Here is a 14,535-nt window from a genome sequence, read left to right as displayed (position 1 = left end):
TGAGCTTTACACTTAACAAGCGTCTCAATAGGTGAAAATATGGAACTCATTCTCTCTCTGCTGCAACAAACCTGTGTCTACTTAGTGATTGCTTACATGCTAAGTAAGACCCCACTGATTCTCCCTTTATTGAGTATATCTTCGCGCTTGAGTCATAAAGTCAGCTGTTATGTTCTGTTTTCCCTGTTCTGTATTATGGGCACCTATTTTGGGCTGCAGATTAATGACGCCATAGCCAACACACGTGCGATGGGTGCCGTGATGGGTGGTTTGTTTGGCGGCCCTGTAGTCGGCTTTGCCGTCGGATTTACCGGTGGTATCCATCGTTATTCATTAGGCGGCTTCACAGACTTAGCTTGTGCCATTTCAACCACCGCAGAGGGCTTGATTGGTGGCCTATTGCATGTTTACTTAGTCAGAAAGAACAAAGCCAGCCAACTGTTTAATCCGTTGGTGGTTTTCTCGGTAACCCTGTTTGCAGAAATTATTCAGATGCTAATTCTGTTAGCGGTCGCGAAACCATTTGAGCAGTCCTACGCTCTGGTTTCTGATATTGCCGCGCCAATGATCATTGCTAACTCTGTGGGTGCGGCACTGTTCATGAGCATCATCCAAGACCGAAAAACCATCTTCGAGAAATATTCGGCAACTTTCTCACGCCGCGCATTAACCATTGCCGAGCGTTCAGTGGGTATTTTGCATGGTGGCTTCAATTCAGATAATGCGCAAAGAATCGTGCGTATCATTTACGAAGAAACCAACGTTGGTGCGGTGGCGATCACCGACCGAGAAAAAATCCTCGCGTTCATCGGCATTGGTGATGAACACCATATTCCGAACACCCCTATTTCATCGCAGAGCACGCTCACTTCGATGGAACAGAACGACATCATCTACCTTGATGGTAAAGAGAACCCATACCAATGCTCCTTATCGCAAGATTGTAAATTAGGCTCTGCGCTTATTATTCCACTGCGCGCGGGAAATGAAGTAGTCGGCACCATTAAACTGTATGAACCAAAACTGAAACTATTCTCGACCATCAATATGTCAATGGGTGAAGGTATCGCTCAGCTTTTATCAAGCCAAATATTGTTTAGTAATTATCAGCAACAGCAAACTCTGCTCACCCAAGCGGAAATCAAACTGCTGCATGCACAGGTGAACCCTCACTTCTTGTTCAATGCGCTTAACACCATCAGCGCAGTAACACGCCGTGACCCCGACAAAGCACGAGAACTGATCCAGCATCTGTCTCACTTCTTTAGAAGTAATCTGAAGCAAAACATCAATACCGTGAAACTCAAAGACGAACTGGCGCACGTCAATGCGTACCTAACTATTGAAAAAGCACGTTTTACTGACCGATTAGAAGTTGAATGGGATATCGACCCACAACTGTATGAGTCGCAACTGCCAAGCTTTACCCTACAACCGCTAGTAGAAAATGCCATCAAACATGGGATTTCTAACATGCTGGAAGGCGGAAAAGTGAAGATCTATAGCGAGGCTTTCGTGGGTGGATTCAAGTTAATCGTTGAGGACAATGCTGGTAATTATCAGAAGCCATCCCAAGATCACGTTGGATTAGGCATGGAGATTGTTGATAAACGACTCACTAATTTCTTTGGACAAGATTCAGCACTAAAAATAGAATCTCAACCACAGCAATTTACTCGAATGAGCTTTATCATACCTATACTGAAATAAGGGCATTTTCGGAGACGAATCACTCCGAGTTGAAACATTTAGAAGCCGTCATTTAAAAGAAAAGCGTGAAACAAGCAGGGATAGAACCAAAATGAAGATTGTAGGATGTTAAAGGCATTAGTTGTCGATGATGAGCTTTTTGCTCGAGAAGAGCTGATTGAACTTCTGACCGAAACCGGAGAAGTCGAAGTCATTGGTCAAGCGAGTAACGCAATTGAAGGACTTAAGCAGATCAACCTTCTCAAGCCTGATGTGGTGTATTTGGACATTCAAATGCCTCAGGTCACCGGTATTGAATTGTTGAGTATGCTTGACCCGGAAACCATGCCCTACGTGGTATTCGTCACCGCCTACGACCAATATGCTATTCAAGCCTTTGAAGATAATGCTTTTGATTACCTACTAAAGCCAGTCGAGCCTTGTCGATTAAATAAGAGTGTTTGTCGTCTGAATAAAGTCATCAAACAAAACCAAAAAGCGCCAGAACAAGATATCTCAGCGATTGCTCCCTGCCACTTAGAGCAGATCCCGTGTATCGGCCACAACCGCATTGTGATCATGGCAAGCCAAACGGTCGAGTGCGCTTATTCTGATATCAGTGGTGTGCATGTTCGTAGCTCATCACAAACCGCCACCTCACAATTAACCTTGAAGATCTTGGAAGAAAAAACCGACTTGATCCGTTGTCATCGACAGTATTTGATCAACATAAAATCGATCCAAGAGATCAAATTGTTAGAAAATGGATTGGCCGAGATCATCACGCTGACCGGCTTTGAAGTGCCTGTCAGTCGTCGTTACCTAAAGGCTTTAAAAGAACAACTCGGTCTCCAGTAACCCGTTAGAGAGTAGACGCCTTGTTCCAAAGCACGATCAAAAAAGCCAACGCATCAACGTTGGCTTCCTGCTGTTTACAAATCGATAGTGTTTACAAATCGATAGTGTTTACAAATCGATAGCGCTTACGAATCGATAATACTTACGAATCGATTTGGTCACCAATCAATAGAGACTAGTCGACTTGCTTAATCTGCAGCTCTTTTGGTACTTCGAAGAACATGTTCTCTTCACGACCTTGAATCTCTTCAACTTCGGTTGCACCTAGCTCACGAATACGATCTAAGATTTGGTTTACTAGCTCTTCAGGCGCTGAAGCACCCGCTGTCACACCAATTTTCTTTTTCCCTTCAACCCATTCAGTTTGAATGTCTTCAGGACAGTCGGTTAGATAACCTGGCGTGCCTAGCTTCTCAGCTAGCTCTTTTAAACGAGTAGAGTTCGATGAGTTCTTAGAGCCAACAACTATCACGACATCAACATCACCGGCCATCTCGCGAATTGCGTCTTGACGGTTTTGTGTTGCGTAGCAGATATCGTCTTTACGTGGCCCTTGGATATCAGGGAATACGCGACGTAACTCTTCAATCACATCTGCGGTTTCATCAACTGACAACGTGGTTTGGCTAACATAGTGCAAATTACTCGGATCGTTCACCACTAGGTTCTGTACGTCCTCTGGTCTTTCAACTAAGTACATGCCACCGGTTTGGCTAGCGTACTGACCCATAGTGCCTTCCACTTCAGGGTGACCAGTGTGACCAATCAATACCACTTCCATATGTTTGCGGCTCGCTCGAGCAACCTCCATATGAACTTTAGTCACCAAAGGACACGTCGCATCAAATACCGTTAACTCGCGTTCTTTCGCTTCTTTACGAACCGCTTGAGAAACACCGTGAGCCGAGAAGATCACGATGTTATCGTCTGGTACTTCACTTAACTCTTCGACAAAAATAGCACCACGCTGCTTGAGCCCCTCAACAACAAAGCGGTTATGCACCACTTCATGGCGAACATAGATCGGTGGCTGATACATTTCCAGTGCGCGCTCTACGATGCTGATCGCACGATCGACACCGGCACAAAAGCCACGAGGGTTAGCTAACATTATTTTCATTTCATTGCTCATCATTTACCGCGGTACTAAGGTTGTTTCTATAGAGTTCGCTGTCAGCGAGGTTCGCATTCTACAGTGAAGCGCCTAGACAGTGAAGCTCTGGGTTGTGCCACACCTGTAAGGCGATGTTATTCTATCGTTATTCCACCGCTAAGATGTTGACGTCAAACGTAACGTCTTGGCCTGCTAATGGATGATTAAAATCAACCGTCACTGAATCACCCGCGATCTCAGTGATAATACCTGGAATTTCCATACCATCAGGACCAGAGAAAGCCATAATAGTGCCAACCTCGACTTCAGAATCGCCAACAAACTTAGCACGATCCATATGATGAATATGATCTGGATTTGGCATACCAAACGCGTCTTCCGCCTTCAATTCGATAGACTTTTCAGTCCCCGTTTCAAGGCCAATCAGACACTGTTCAAAGTTCTCACTTAGGCTGCCATCACCCATCACGAACTTTGCAGGCTTGCCCATATTTTCGGTGCTATCGGCAACTGAACCATCCTTCATTTTAATCGTAAAATGTAGAGTTACTGCTGAATCATTTTTAATTGCTGCCACATTACTTTCCTTAGATTTCTTTATTATTTGAGAATGCATTTTGCTTTGCTCTCATATTAGTTGCAGCATAAAAAAAAGCGCCGTCGGAATCAACCGACAGCGCTTAGGGCTATTCTATTCTGTGAGTCATAGGCTGACTTTAGGACAATCTATTACAAAGCGATTTGCTTGATACTCATTAATGTCTGAGTAGTCTATTGGCTTTCATCTTTCTTACGGAAACCATCTAAGATGATCATCGCGGCGCCGATACAGATTCCCATATCCGCTAGGTTAAATGCAGGCCAGTGGTAAGTACCCCAATAGAAGTCTAAGTAATCGACGACAAAGCCATGTACAACACGGTCGAACACGTTACCAACAGCGCCACCAATGATGATCGCATAAGCAATGTTGTTCCACTTATCTGTTGCTGGTAGCTTGCTCATCCAGTACGTCAGCATCCCCGTTACCGCAAATGCGATACCAGTAAATAACCAGCGCTGCCAACCACTTTGATCACTCAAGAAGCTAAATGCTGCACCGTAGTTATGCACGTACAAAAAGTTAAAGAATGGCAACACCTCAATGCGGTTTGCCCAGCCATAACCCATGTTGTCCATAACAAAGAGTTTGATACCGATATCAGCAAGGAAGACCAGTAGGGCCAACCATAACCAACGCACACCAGATTGTTTTAACGAAACTTCACTCATTTCTATTCCTAGTATTTACGAAGTTGGTATTCACTGTTACTCAATTTAAGTGACCTTGATTACCAAACTTGGCTAAACACATTTCCTATAATTAAAAATAACCCCAGTTGGTACTGGGGCTATGATTTTTACAAAAAGTTCAGTATTTCTCTGAGTCGTTATGCGTACTTACGCACTTCGCCTTCACCGTCGATGTTCGACACACAACGACCACAAACTTTCTCGTGACCTTCAATTGTGCCTACATCTGGAGTGTGGTGCCAGCAACGGTCACACTTCTCAGCTTCAGTTGCTGCAACTTCAACGTACAGACCTTCAACGTCTGTCGCTTGAGCTGTATCAGACTTATCGCTAAGCGGCTTAACAACCGCAGCAGAAGTAATAAGTACGAAACGTAGCTCATCTTCTAGCTTGTTGATTTTAGCCGCTAGTGCATCGTCAGCGTATAGAGTAACTTCAGCCTGCAGAGCGCCACCGATTGTTTTCTCTTTACGAGCATCTTCAAGAAGCTTGTTCACTGCGCCACGAACTGACTGGATTTCAGTCCAGAATTCGTTGCTTAGCTCTTCGTCGTCAGCAAGACCAAATAGGCCTTCGAACCACTCGCCTGTGAATACAAACGTGTCGCGCTGCTCTCCAGTTGGTAAAGAGCCTGGCATCTCGTTCCAGATTTCATCTGCAGTGAACGACATGATAGGAGCCATCCAACGAACTAGAGCTTCTACGATGTAGTAAAGCGCCGTTTGACAGCTACGTTGAGCATGGCTGCCCTGTTTCGCTGTGTACTGACGGTCTTTAATCACGTCTAGGTAGAAAGAACCCATTTCGATAGAACAGAACTGCATTAGACGTTGAGTCACACCGTGAGTGTTGTACTCACCGTATGCTTTAACGATCTCTTCTTGTGCAGCTTGAGCACGGCCAACAGCCCAGCGATCAAGTGCTACCATTTCTTCAGCAGGAACTAGGTCAGTTTCAGGGTTGAAACCGTTCAAGTTCGCTAGGAAGAAACGAGCAGTGTTACGAATACGACGGTATGCATCAGCAGAACGCTTAAGGATCTCGTCAGAAACCGCAACTTCGTTAGTGTAATCCGTAGAAGCAACCCATAGACGTAGAATATCTGCGCCTAGCTTGTTTGTTACATCTTTAGGAGCAACAACGTTACCGATAGATTTAGACATCTTACGGCCGTTACCATCAACCACGAAACCGTGCGTTAGCACTTGCTTGTATGGTGCTTCGTCTTTCATCGCGATAGATGAAATCAAAGAAGACTGGAACCAGCCACGGTGTTGGTCAGAACCTTCAAGGTAAAGATCAGCACTGTGCGTTCTTTCTTCATTCGGGAAGTTGTACTCTTCACGAGAGTCAACAACAGAGAAGTGCGTTACACCTGAGTCGAACCATACGTCTAGCGTATCAAGTACTTTCTCGTACTTGTCAGCGTCTTCAGCACCCATCAGTTCAGCAGCATCTACATCCCACCAAGCTTGAATGCCTTTTTCTTCCACAAGCTTCGCTACTTTTTCAATAAGAGCTGGGCTATCTGGGTGAAGTTCTGATGTTTCTTTATGAACGAACAGAGCAATTGGCACACCCCAAGTACGTTGACGAGAGATACACCACTCAGGGCGACCTTCGATCATACCTTCGATACGGCTTTGACCCCATTCTGGCATCCATTCAACACTCTTCGTTGACTCTAGTGCTTTTGCACGTAGGCCAGCTTGATCCATAGAGATGAACCATTGTGGTGTTGCACGGAAGATGATTGGAGTTTTGTGTCTCCAACAGTGTGGGTAGCTGTGCTCGTAAGCGTGGTGATGCAGTAGTGCACCCTTCTCTTTTAGAACTTCTAAAACAGAGTCGTTCGCTTTGAATACGTGCTGACCAGCAAATAGCTCAGTATCTGGCAGGTAAACGCCGTTAGAACCTACTGGGTTAGCAATTTCTAGGTTGTACTTCTTACCAACCACGAAATCCTCTTGACCGTGACCAGGAGCGGTATGAACCACACCAGTACCAGAGTCAGTTGTAACGTGGTCGCCAAGAACAGCAGGAACCGTAAAGTTGTAGAACGGGTGGTTGAATTGAGAAAGCTCAAGATCAGCACCAGTAGCAAAACCAAGGTTATGGAAGTGCTCGATACCCGCACGATCCATTACGTCTTTTGCTAGTTCAGAAGCAACAACAATACGTTGAGCTGGCTGTTCGCCATTCGCTTCAACTTGGATAAGTACGTATTCAAGATCATCACGTAGACATACTGCGCGGTTAGCCGGCAGAGTCCATGGTGTTGTCGTCCAAATAACGATAGAGATTTCGCCCTGACCCGCGTGACCTTCCGCTAGAGTAAATTTATCTAGTAGAGCCGCTTCGTCAGCTGCTGTAAATTTCACATCGATAGATGGAGAAACTTTATCTTTGTATTCAACTTCAGCTTCAGCCAGAGCAGAACCACAGTCAGTACACCAGTGAACAGGTTTGAAACCTTTAAGTAGGTGACCTTTGTCTGCGATTTTACCTAGAGAACGAATGATGTTCGCTTCTGTGCCAAAATCCATAGTGCGGTAAGGTTTGTCCCACTCGCCCATGATACCAAGACGTTTGAAGCTCTCTTTCTGACCTTCAACTTGGCCCGCAGCGTACTTACGACACTCTTCGCGGAATTCAGCCGCTGAAATCTTCTGACCAGGCTTACCTTTCTTCTTCTCAACCATCAACTCGATTGGAAGACCGTGACAGTCCCAACCTGGGATGTACGGTGCATCAAAACCAGAAAGGGTTTTAGATTTGATAATAATGTCTTTAAGAATCTTGTTCAGCGCGTGGCCAATGTGAATGTCGCCGTTCGCGTATGGAGGGCCATCATGCAGTACGAAAGATTTTTTACCTTTCTTTGCCTTACGGATCTCACCGTAAAGGTCTTCTTTGTACCAACGCTTAAGCATTTCTGGTTCACGATTTGCCAGATTGCCACGCATTGGGAACCCTGTTTCTGGTAAGTTCAGGGTATCTTTATAATCACTCATCGATTCTTAATTCCGTTATATTGGGCGAAGTTAGACATTATGTTAATCGGTGGAATTATCCGACTAATTCTTTAGCTGAAGCAGCCACACCCTTGCGGCTTCAGCATCCAATTCTATTTGATTCTTTAATGCGTCGAACGACTCAAATTTTATCTCGTCGCGCAGTTTGTGCAAAAGTCGCACTTCTAACTGTTTACCATATAAATTGGCTTTAAAGTCAAAAAAATGTACTTCTAATTGCTGCCTTACACCATTAACTGTTGGTCGTTGTCCAATATTAGCAACACCACCGACAGGAACACCGTCGATATCTAATGCTTCAACAACATACACTCCCGACACAGGAGAAACACAACGTTTTAATGGAATATTAGCGGTAGGGAAACCGATAGTTCTCCCTAGTTTACGACCATGAGAAACACGACCACTGATACTGTAGTCACGCCCAAGCATGGTAGCACTAGAAGCCAAGTCATTGGCCGCTAACGCATTTCGTATCTCAGTGCTGCTTACTCGTAATTGGTTTAAGCAATAGCTTTGGGTGCTCACCACCTCAAAACCATATTTTTCGCCCGCTTCTTTAAGCATAGCGAAATTACCTGTTCGGCCTTTGCCAAAGCAAAAATCGTCACCAACCACCAAGAATTTCACACCAAGCTTATCAACCAAAAGATCCTTAATGAACGCTTCCGCAGACAAGCTTGCAAAATACTGATTGAAATTTACACACAATAAACGACTAATCTCTAGCTTGCTCAATTGCACGTACTTATCTCGTAAGCGAGTTAAACGCGCTGGCGCTCGACCTTTAGCAAACAACTCCATAGGTTGCGGTTCAAACGTCATGACAACAGAAGGGAGTCCCAGTGCTGTAGCTTGTTTAGAAACCTGACTCAGAACCTCTTGATGCCCTAAATGAACACCATCGAAGTTACCTATGGTTAATACACAGCCATGATGCTGTGCTTTAATATTGTGTATACCTCGGATCAGTTCCATTGTGATCAGCTAAAACCTGTTATTTGCATCATTTATTGTGTGAAACCGACGGATTATATACTAATCAGTATTAATCTGTCGCTGCTTTTAAATGTTTTACTCGGATACCTAAAACCATTACCGAAACAATATAAGCAAAGCCACCAAGTGCGATCAACCCTGTTAGTGTCAACGCTCTTTGGTTGAAGCTCCAATCAAGCCACAGCTGCATATTGTCTAGTTGCCATAAAATCACGCCAACCATCACAGTTCCAGATACCAATAATTTAAGGCTAAACAACAAGGTAGTCTGGGTTAAACGATAAACACCCGCTATATGTAGACCACGATAAAGTAGAGTCATGTTCACGAATGCAGATAACGCCGTTGCGATTGCCAAGCCAACATACCCATAGAAATAAGCAAAGATGGCGTTGAACACCATGTTTGTGACCATAGCGATAATGCCGTACTTCACAGGAGTTTTAGTATCTTGGCGAGAGTAATAGCCCGGAGCCAACACTTTAATCAACATGAAGTTAAGCAAGCCTGAAGCGTATGCCACCAAAGACATGGAAGCCTGATTAACATCATGAGGAGAAAACTCACCACGCATAAACAACACCATCAGCATCGGCTTCGCTAAAACAATAAGACCTAACATCGCAGGAATACCAAGCAGTAAAACCATGCGCACGCCCCAGTCCATTGTATGAGCAAACCCTTCCCCTTGAGCATCAACGTGTTTACGAGATAAAGCAGGAAGAATAACCGTCGCGATAGCAATACCGAACAAACCGAGTGGAAATTCCAATAATCGGTCTGAGTAATATAGCCAACTGATAGAACCCGTCGCTAGGAAACTCGCAATAAAGGTATCAAACAACAAGTTGATTTGACTCACTGACACACCAAACAAAGCTGGGATCATTAATGTGCGGATCTTAACGACGCCCGGATCTCTCCAGCCCCACTTCGGCTTAACCAGCACTCCAGCTTTAATCAAGAAAGGCATTTGGAAAAGGAACTGGACTAAGCCACCAAGAAACACACCGATGGCCAAGCCAATTTCGGGTTGTTCTAGATTAGGAGAGATAAACCATGCAGAACCTATGATCATTACGTTCAGGAACACAGGGGTAAATGACGAAACCGCAAATTTGCCCATGGTATTGAGGATTGCACCAGATAAAGCAACAAAGGTGATAAACCATAAATAAGGAAAGGTAATCTTGAGCATAAAGCTCGCCAGTTCAAATTTTGGTGCTGCTGGGCCATCATTTAACCAGTCGATAAACCAACCTGCGCCAAACATCGCGGTGATGACACCCGAGCCTAACACCCCGATAACGGTGACGATAGAAACTAGTACCCCGAGCGTGCCCGATACTTTGGCAATTAAATCTCGAGTCTTATCTTTATCACCTGCAGCGTGATATTCCGTTAATACAGGAACAAACGCTTGAGAAAAGGCACCTTCTGCGAAAAGTCGACGTAAGAAATTAGGGATTTTATTAGCGAAGAAAAATACGTCGGCACTCGCTCCTGCTCCCATCAAATTTGCTACTACTACATCACGTACTAGCCCCAATACGCGGGAAACAAAAGTCATTGCACTGACAATCAGGCCTGACTTTAATAGTCGTTTACTCACACAAACCTCTGACACTGGTTGATTACTTTCAAGCGAGGATAAATACTATCCTGTCCTAAGAAGCATATTTATTAGCATTGGTCTAAAAATGCTGTTAGAATCCCCGCCATCTTAACCGCGATGACCTTTCCATACCAAAGTTTGTTTGGCTACGATTGGTTTTTGCACAAATCATTTGACAATTAAGCGCCTATGAGGGATAGTCCTCGCCCTTAAATTGTCACCGAACTAAGTTTTTGGGAGTTAGACCTTGGCAAACAGTAAATCTGCTAAGAAGCGCGCTATCCAAGCTGAGAAACGTCGCCAGCACAATGCTAGCCGTCGTTCTATGATGCGCACTTACATGAAAAAAACTATTGCAGCTATTGAAGCTGGCAATAAAGAAGCTGCAACTGCTGCTCTTGTAGAAGTTACACCTCTTCTAGACCGCATGGCGACTAAAGGCCTTATTCATAAGAATAAAGCTGCACGTCATAAGTCTCGTTTCGCTGCTGCAATCAAAGCTCTTTAATAGAAATTTGATTACAACGCAAAACGAAAAAAACCGGCCTCGGCCGGTTTTTTTATATCTAAATTTTGAGTAACACAGAGATTTTTCTTGCTGAGCGTTACTTGGTTTACTTAAAGATATGCGGTTTGCTGATAGGCACTAACGTTCGACATGAAATACTGACACTTCCTTGTGTCGCCCCTACCCCTGGTAAGAAATTACTTCCCACAGCAGCAATAAACTACTTGCAGTACATACCATGCAGTAGGTTAATCATCGCTTTTACTTCTTCACTGCTCAATGTGTAATACACTGTTTGAGCTTCTTTGCGAGTTTCGACCAAACCATCTCTTCTCAACCAAGCAAGATGTTGAGATAAAGCAGATTGACTCAATTCCAACTTGCCACACAACTCCCCAACCGACAGCTCAGTACCATGCAATAGGCACAGAATCTGTAAGCGACGCTCATTGGCCATGGCTTTGAGTAGAATCATAGCTTGTGCTGAATTCTTCTCCATCTCTTTTAAGTTCATAGTTTGGCTCCATACAACCTTTACGCCAAGTCCGGGTTATCAGTATTTCCGGCAGATTATGAAGTCATGATAATCGATATCAATTCATTAACAAACAAGCTCACTCGAACAATTTGCTAAAATCTGCGTCACATACATTTTTTACTGCTGGATGTTGGATCATCCTCTCAGCAAATATGACGTAGTACTCCTCTTTTAACTCCTCAATTCCCCCCAACAATTGCAATGACGTATCTTCTTCAACCTCTGACATATATAGCGTAGGCGCTAAGAAAATAGCGTCGTGGTGGTAACGAGCAAAAGCCTTCATCAATGCCGCGTCATCAAACTCACCCAAAATATCAGGCTTAAGTCCTTGTCTATCAAACCATTGCAGTACTTTACGCCCCATCGAAGTTCGACTTCCTGGAATTAACAGTTTCTTTTGTTCTAATACAGCCGGAAAGTTAACACCTTCAACATTACCTGAACTGAAAAAGCTCATACCACTCTCACCCAACTTCTTACTAAACAGGCCTGGGCTTTGGCTAGAATCCACCGGACAATCCGATAAGATCATATCGAGTTTATGCTGAGAAAGTTGCTCAAGTAGCATTTCATGGGTCGATTCAAAGCAACGTAAATGAATGCTGTTATCGGGTGGGATTGTCGACATCAATATCTTGCTGACTAATCTTTTGGACAGTGCATCCGCGACGCCAACATCAAACAGAATATTGGAGTGCTGGCTATAATTCACGATATCCAGCATCTCGTAACTCAGGCCAAACATACGATCGGCATATTTAAAGACCAACTGCCCAAGCTCTGTCGGCTCAACACTGCGACCATTACGCTTAGTTAGCTTGCCGTCCATACGCTCTTCTAAGGCTTTTATCTGACCAGTTACCGTTTGTGGTGTTAGGAATAGGGCTTCTGCAGCTTTAGTAACAGAGCCTTGCTTGCAAACCATCCAGAAGTAATAAAGGTGGTTATAGTTGAGATGCGACATAAATGTGCCGTAAAAAAAGAGAAGATAACCTGTTATATCAAATATGCCCTCCCCACTCAACAAACTCGGAAAAACCACACCTAACTATCAATTACTACTTATTTTTACGAAGTGTCTAATTTCATAATGTAATATTTCAACGATTATTTTCAATTTTTCTCTAACTTTTAAGATCTATATCACCTATCAAAAACACGAACAAAAAACCTTAAAAACAACAAGTTAAACCACCACCATTTCAAGACCAAATATTTAAAGAGCAAATCATCACAAAAAAGTCTCACCTAAACCAAAATGTAATATTACTGAAATATTTGTTCTCTAACATCACGCTCAGATTAAACAAACAGACCAAACACAGACTAAAACGGTCCAATGGAGAAAACATTATGAACCAAGCTACTACTGCAGCAGCGCCTATCTCGAGCACAACTCGTTGGCTACGCTGGGCTAACTTGGCATTCATGCTTTACCTACTATTACTTTCAGTTTCAATGGTTGGTACAGGCTTCAAATGGGCAACAGGCGAGCAAGCAAAAGTTCTTTTCGAATTTGCTTCACATCCAGTTGCAGGCTTAATGATTGGTTTAGTGGCAACAGCCCTTATTCAATCATCAAGTACAGTTACTTCAATTATCGTTGGCCTTGTGGCAGGTGGTTTACCTGTTGAGCTAGCAATCCCTATGATCATGGGTGCAAACATTGGTACTACAGTAACCAATACGCTAGTTAGCCTTGGTCATGTTCGTTGTAAAGATGAGTTCAAACGTGCATTCGCAAGTGCGACCATTCACGATTTCTTTAACCTATTAGCCGTTGCTATCTTCCTACCACTAGAGATGGCGTTTGGTATTCTAGAGAAGATTTCTCACTGGTTAGTGTCTCCAATGCTAGCAACAGGTGATATGAGCATGAAGGGGCTTAACTTCATAAAGCCAATCACTAAACCTGTAGTAAGCGCGATTAAAGAACCACTATCAACATTTGGCGACACTGTCGGCGGCATCATGCTTATCGTTCTTGGTATCGCAACTATCTTCGTAGCTATCACAGTAATGGGTAAGCTAATGAAGAGCCTAATGGTTGGCCGTGCTCGTGAGATTCTAAAGAACGCAATCGGTCGTGGTCCAATCCACGGTATCGCTTCTGGCTCTATCGTGACTATCCTTGTTCAGTCTTCTTCTACGACAACAAGCTTGATGGTTCCACTAGTAGGCTCAGGTGTTCTTAAAGTACGTGACGTTTACCCATTCACTTTGGGTGCAAACATCGGTACATGTATTACGGCTCTACTTGCAGCTACAGCAGTATCTGGTGAGTTCGCAGTATTCGCACTACAGATTGCTCTAGTACACTTGGTGTTTAACATCATGGCGACAGTATTCATCTTCGGTATTCCGTTCCTACGTGAACTACCAGTGAAAGCCGCTGACATCATTTCTGACATGGCCGTGAAGAACAAATCTGTAGTCGCAGGCTACCTTGTTGCGGTATTCCTTGTACTGCCTGGTACCGTGTTAGCTCTAACTGCTTAGCAGCAAAACAAACATCGCTTATAGCAAAGCCCGCAACCTCTTAGGTTGCGGGCTTTTTCTTTTCTGAAAGGCAGATACGAGCATCAAAAAGAAGATGTGGGGCACAGGTAAACAAATAACGAACAGTCCGGTTACTCGTGTCTATATACCCTAGTCATCCCCTACAACGATGAACGAGCGTAATAGGGAATCCCACAAACACACCACGAAAGAGATTCCCTACTCCCTCCTTCGTCAGTCTAGGGAATGGCGAATTGAAATACAGATTCGGGTTTTAGGTGCCGAAAAACTCGCACTCTTAAGAATTTCTTTGGCTCTGTGTATCTCGTTACTGCTCTGCAGATATAAAAAAGACTGCACAGTGGCTAATGCCGATCAGTTAGA

At 43.9% G+C, this 14,535-nt stretch carries 12 protein-coding genes; 4 read left to right on the top strand and 8 right to left on the bottom strand.

The genetic code is table 11. From position 1 onward, the window contains the following. Nucleotides 1-39 precede the first annotated feature (39 nt). Together AB4407_RS04695 and btsR are read left to right on the top strand one after the other, a co-directional pair. Complete coding sequence (locus tag AB4407_RS04695) at nucleotides 40-1,710, top strand: LytS/YhcK type 5TM receptor domain-containing protein (RefSeq protein ID WP_372119142.1); 1,671 nt, start codon at nucleotides 40-42, stop codon at nucleotides 1,708-1,710. A gap of 105 nt (nucleotides 1,711-1,815) precedes the next feature. Then, a complete protein-coding gene (btsR, locus tag AB4407_RS04690; RefSeq protein ID WP_372119140.1) occupies nucleotides 1,816-2,547 on the top strand; it encodes a two-component system response regulator BtsR in 732 nt (243 codons plus the stop codon). Nucleotides 2,548-2,722: 175 nt separating this feature from the next. Here btsR and ispH read toward each other — a convergent pair whose 3' ends face one another. The 6 genes from ispH to murJ all read right to left on the bottom strand — a co-directional run bounded on the left by ispH (nucleotide 2,723) and on the right by murJ (nucleotide 10,600). Beyond that, nucleotides 2,723-3,679: a 4-hydroxy-3-methylbut-2-enyl diphosphate reductase gene (gene ispH, locus AB4407_RS04685; protein ID WP_372119174.1), complete on the bottom strand. Its 957-nt coding sequence runs from the start codon at nucleotides 3,677-3,679 to the stop codon at nucleotides 2,723-2,725. A gap of 127 nt (nucleotides 3,680-3,806) precedes the next feature. Then, nucleotides 3,807-4,238, bottom strand: coding sequence for an FKBP-type peptidyl-prolyl cis-trans isomerase (gene fkpB / locus AB4407_RS04680; RefSeq protein ID WP_135382465.1), 432 nt, complete (start codon nucleotides 4,236-4,238; stop codon nucleotides 3,807-3,809). 194 nt (nucleotides 4,239-4,432) lie between these two features. Beyond that, a complete protein-coding gene (lspA, locus tag AB4407_RS04675) occupies nucleotides 4,433-4,933 on the bottom strand; it encodes a signal peptidase II (RefSeq protein ID WP_009848445.1) in 501 nt (166 codons plus the stop codon). Between the two features lie 158 nt (nucleotides 4,934-5,091). Further along, a complete protein-coding gene (gene ileS / locus AB4407_RS04670) occupies nucleotides 5,092-7,968 on the bottom strand; it encodes an isoleucine--tRNA ligase (protein ID WP_372119137.1) in 2,877 nt (958 codons plus the stop codon). A 63-nt stretch (nucleotides 7,969-8,031) separates the two neighbouring features. Then, nucleotides 8,032-8,967 carry a bifunctional riboflavin kinase/FAD synthetase gene (ribF, locus tag AB4407_RS04665; RefSeq protein ID WP_012603275.1) on the bottom strand — a complete coding sequence of 312 codons (936 nt, stop codon included), beginning with the start codon at nucleotides 8,965-8,967 and terminating at the stop codon, nucleotides 8,032-8,034. Between the two features lie 70 nt (nucleotides 8,968-9,037). After that, nucleotides 9,038-10,600, bottom strand: coding sequence for a murein biosynthesis integral membrane protein MurJ (gene murJ, locus AB4407_RS04660; protein ID WP_372119135.1), 1,563 nt, complete (start codon nucleotides 10,598-10,600; stop codon nucleotides 9,038-9,040). 250 nt (nucleotides 10,601-10,850) lie between these two features. Between murJ and rpsT the strand changes: the two genes are divergently transcribed. Further along, on the top strand, nucleotides 10,851-11,111 hold the full coding sequence (gene rpsT, locus AB4407_RS04655) for a 30S ribosomal protein S20 (RefSeq protein ID WP_012603273.1): 261 nt from the start codon (nucleotides 10,851-10,853) through the stop codon (nucleotides 11,109-11,111). Between the two features lie 220 nt (nucleotides 11,112-11,331). Here rpsT and AB4407_RS04650 read toward each other — a convergent pair whose 3' ends face one another. Then, complete coding sequence (locus tag AB4407_RS04650; protein ID WP_372119132.1) at nucleotides 11,332-11,625, bottom strand: ArsR/SmtB family transcription factor; 294 nt, start codon at nucleotides 11,623-11,625, stop codon at nucleotides 11,332-11,334. 100 nt (nucleotides 11,626-11,725) lie between these two features. Next, nucleotides 11,726-12,616 (bottom strand): transcriptional activator NhaR, encoded by an 891-nt coding sequence (nhaR, locus tag AB4407_RS04645; protein ID WP_009848442.1) that lies wholly within the window; start codon nucleotides 12,614-12,616, stop codon nucleotides 11,726-11,728. Between the two features lie 389 nt (nucleotides 12,617-13,005). On the opposite strand from nhaR, the gene AB4407_RS04640 reads away from it, so the two are divergent. Then, entirely contained in the window at nucleotides 13,006-14,151 is a 1,146-nt protein-coding gene (locus AB4407_RS04640) for a Na/Pi symporter (RefSeq protein ID WP_372119129.1), read from the top strand. Nucleotides 14,152-14,535: the final 384 nt, after the last annotated feature.

Origin of the sequence: Vibrio sp. 10N.261.46.E11 (assembly GCF_041472735.1) — a bacterium.
Taxonomy (GTDB): Bacteria; Pseudomonadota; Gammaproteobacteria; order Enterobacterales; family Vibrionaceae; genus Vibrio.
Note: the sequence above shows the minus strand (reverse complement) of the source record. Positions and strands in the feature narration are given on the sequence as shown.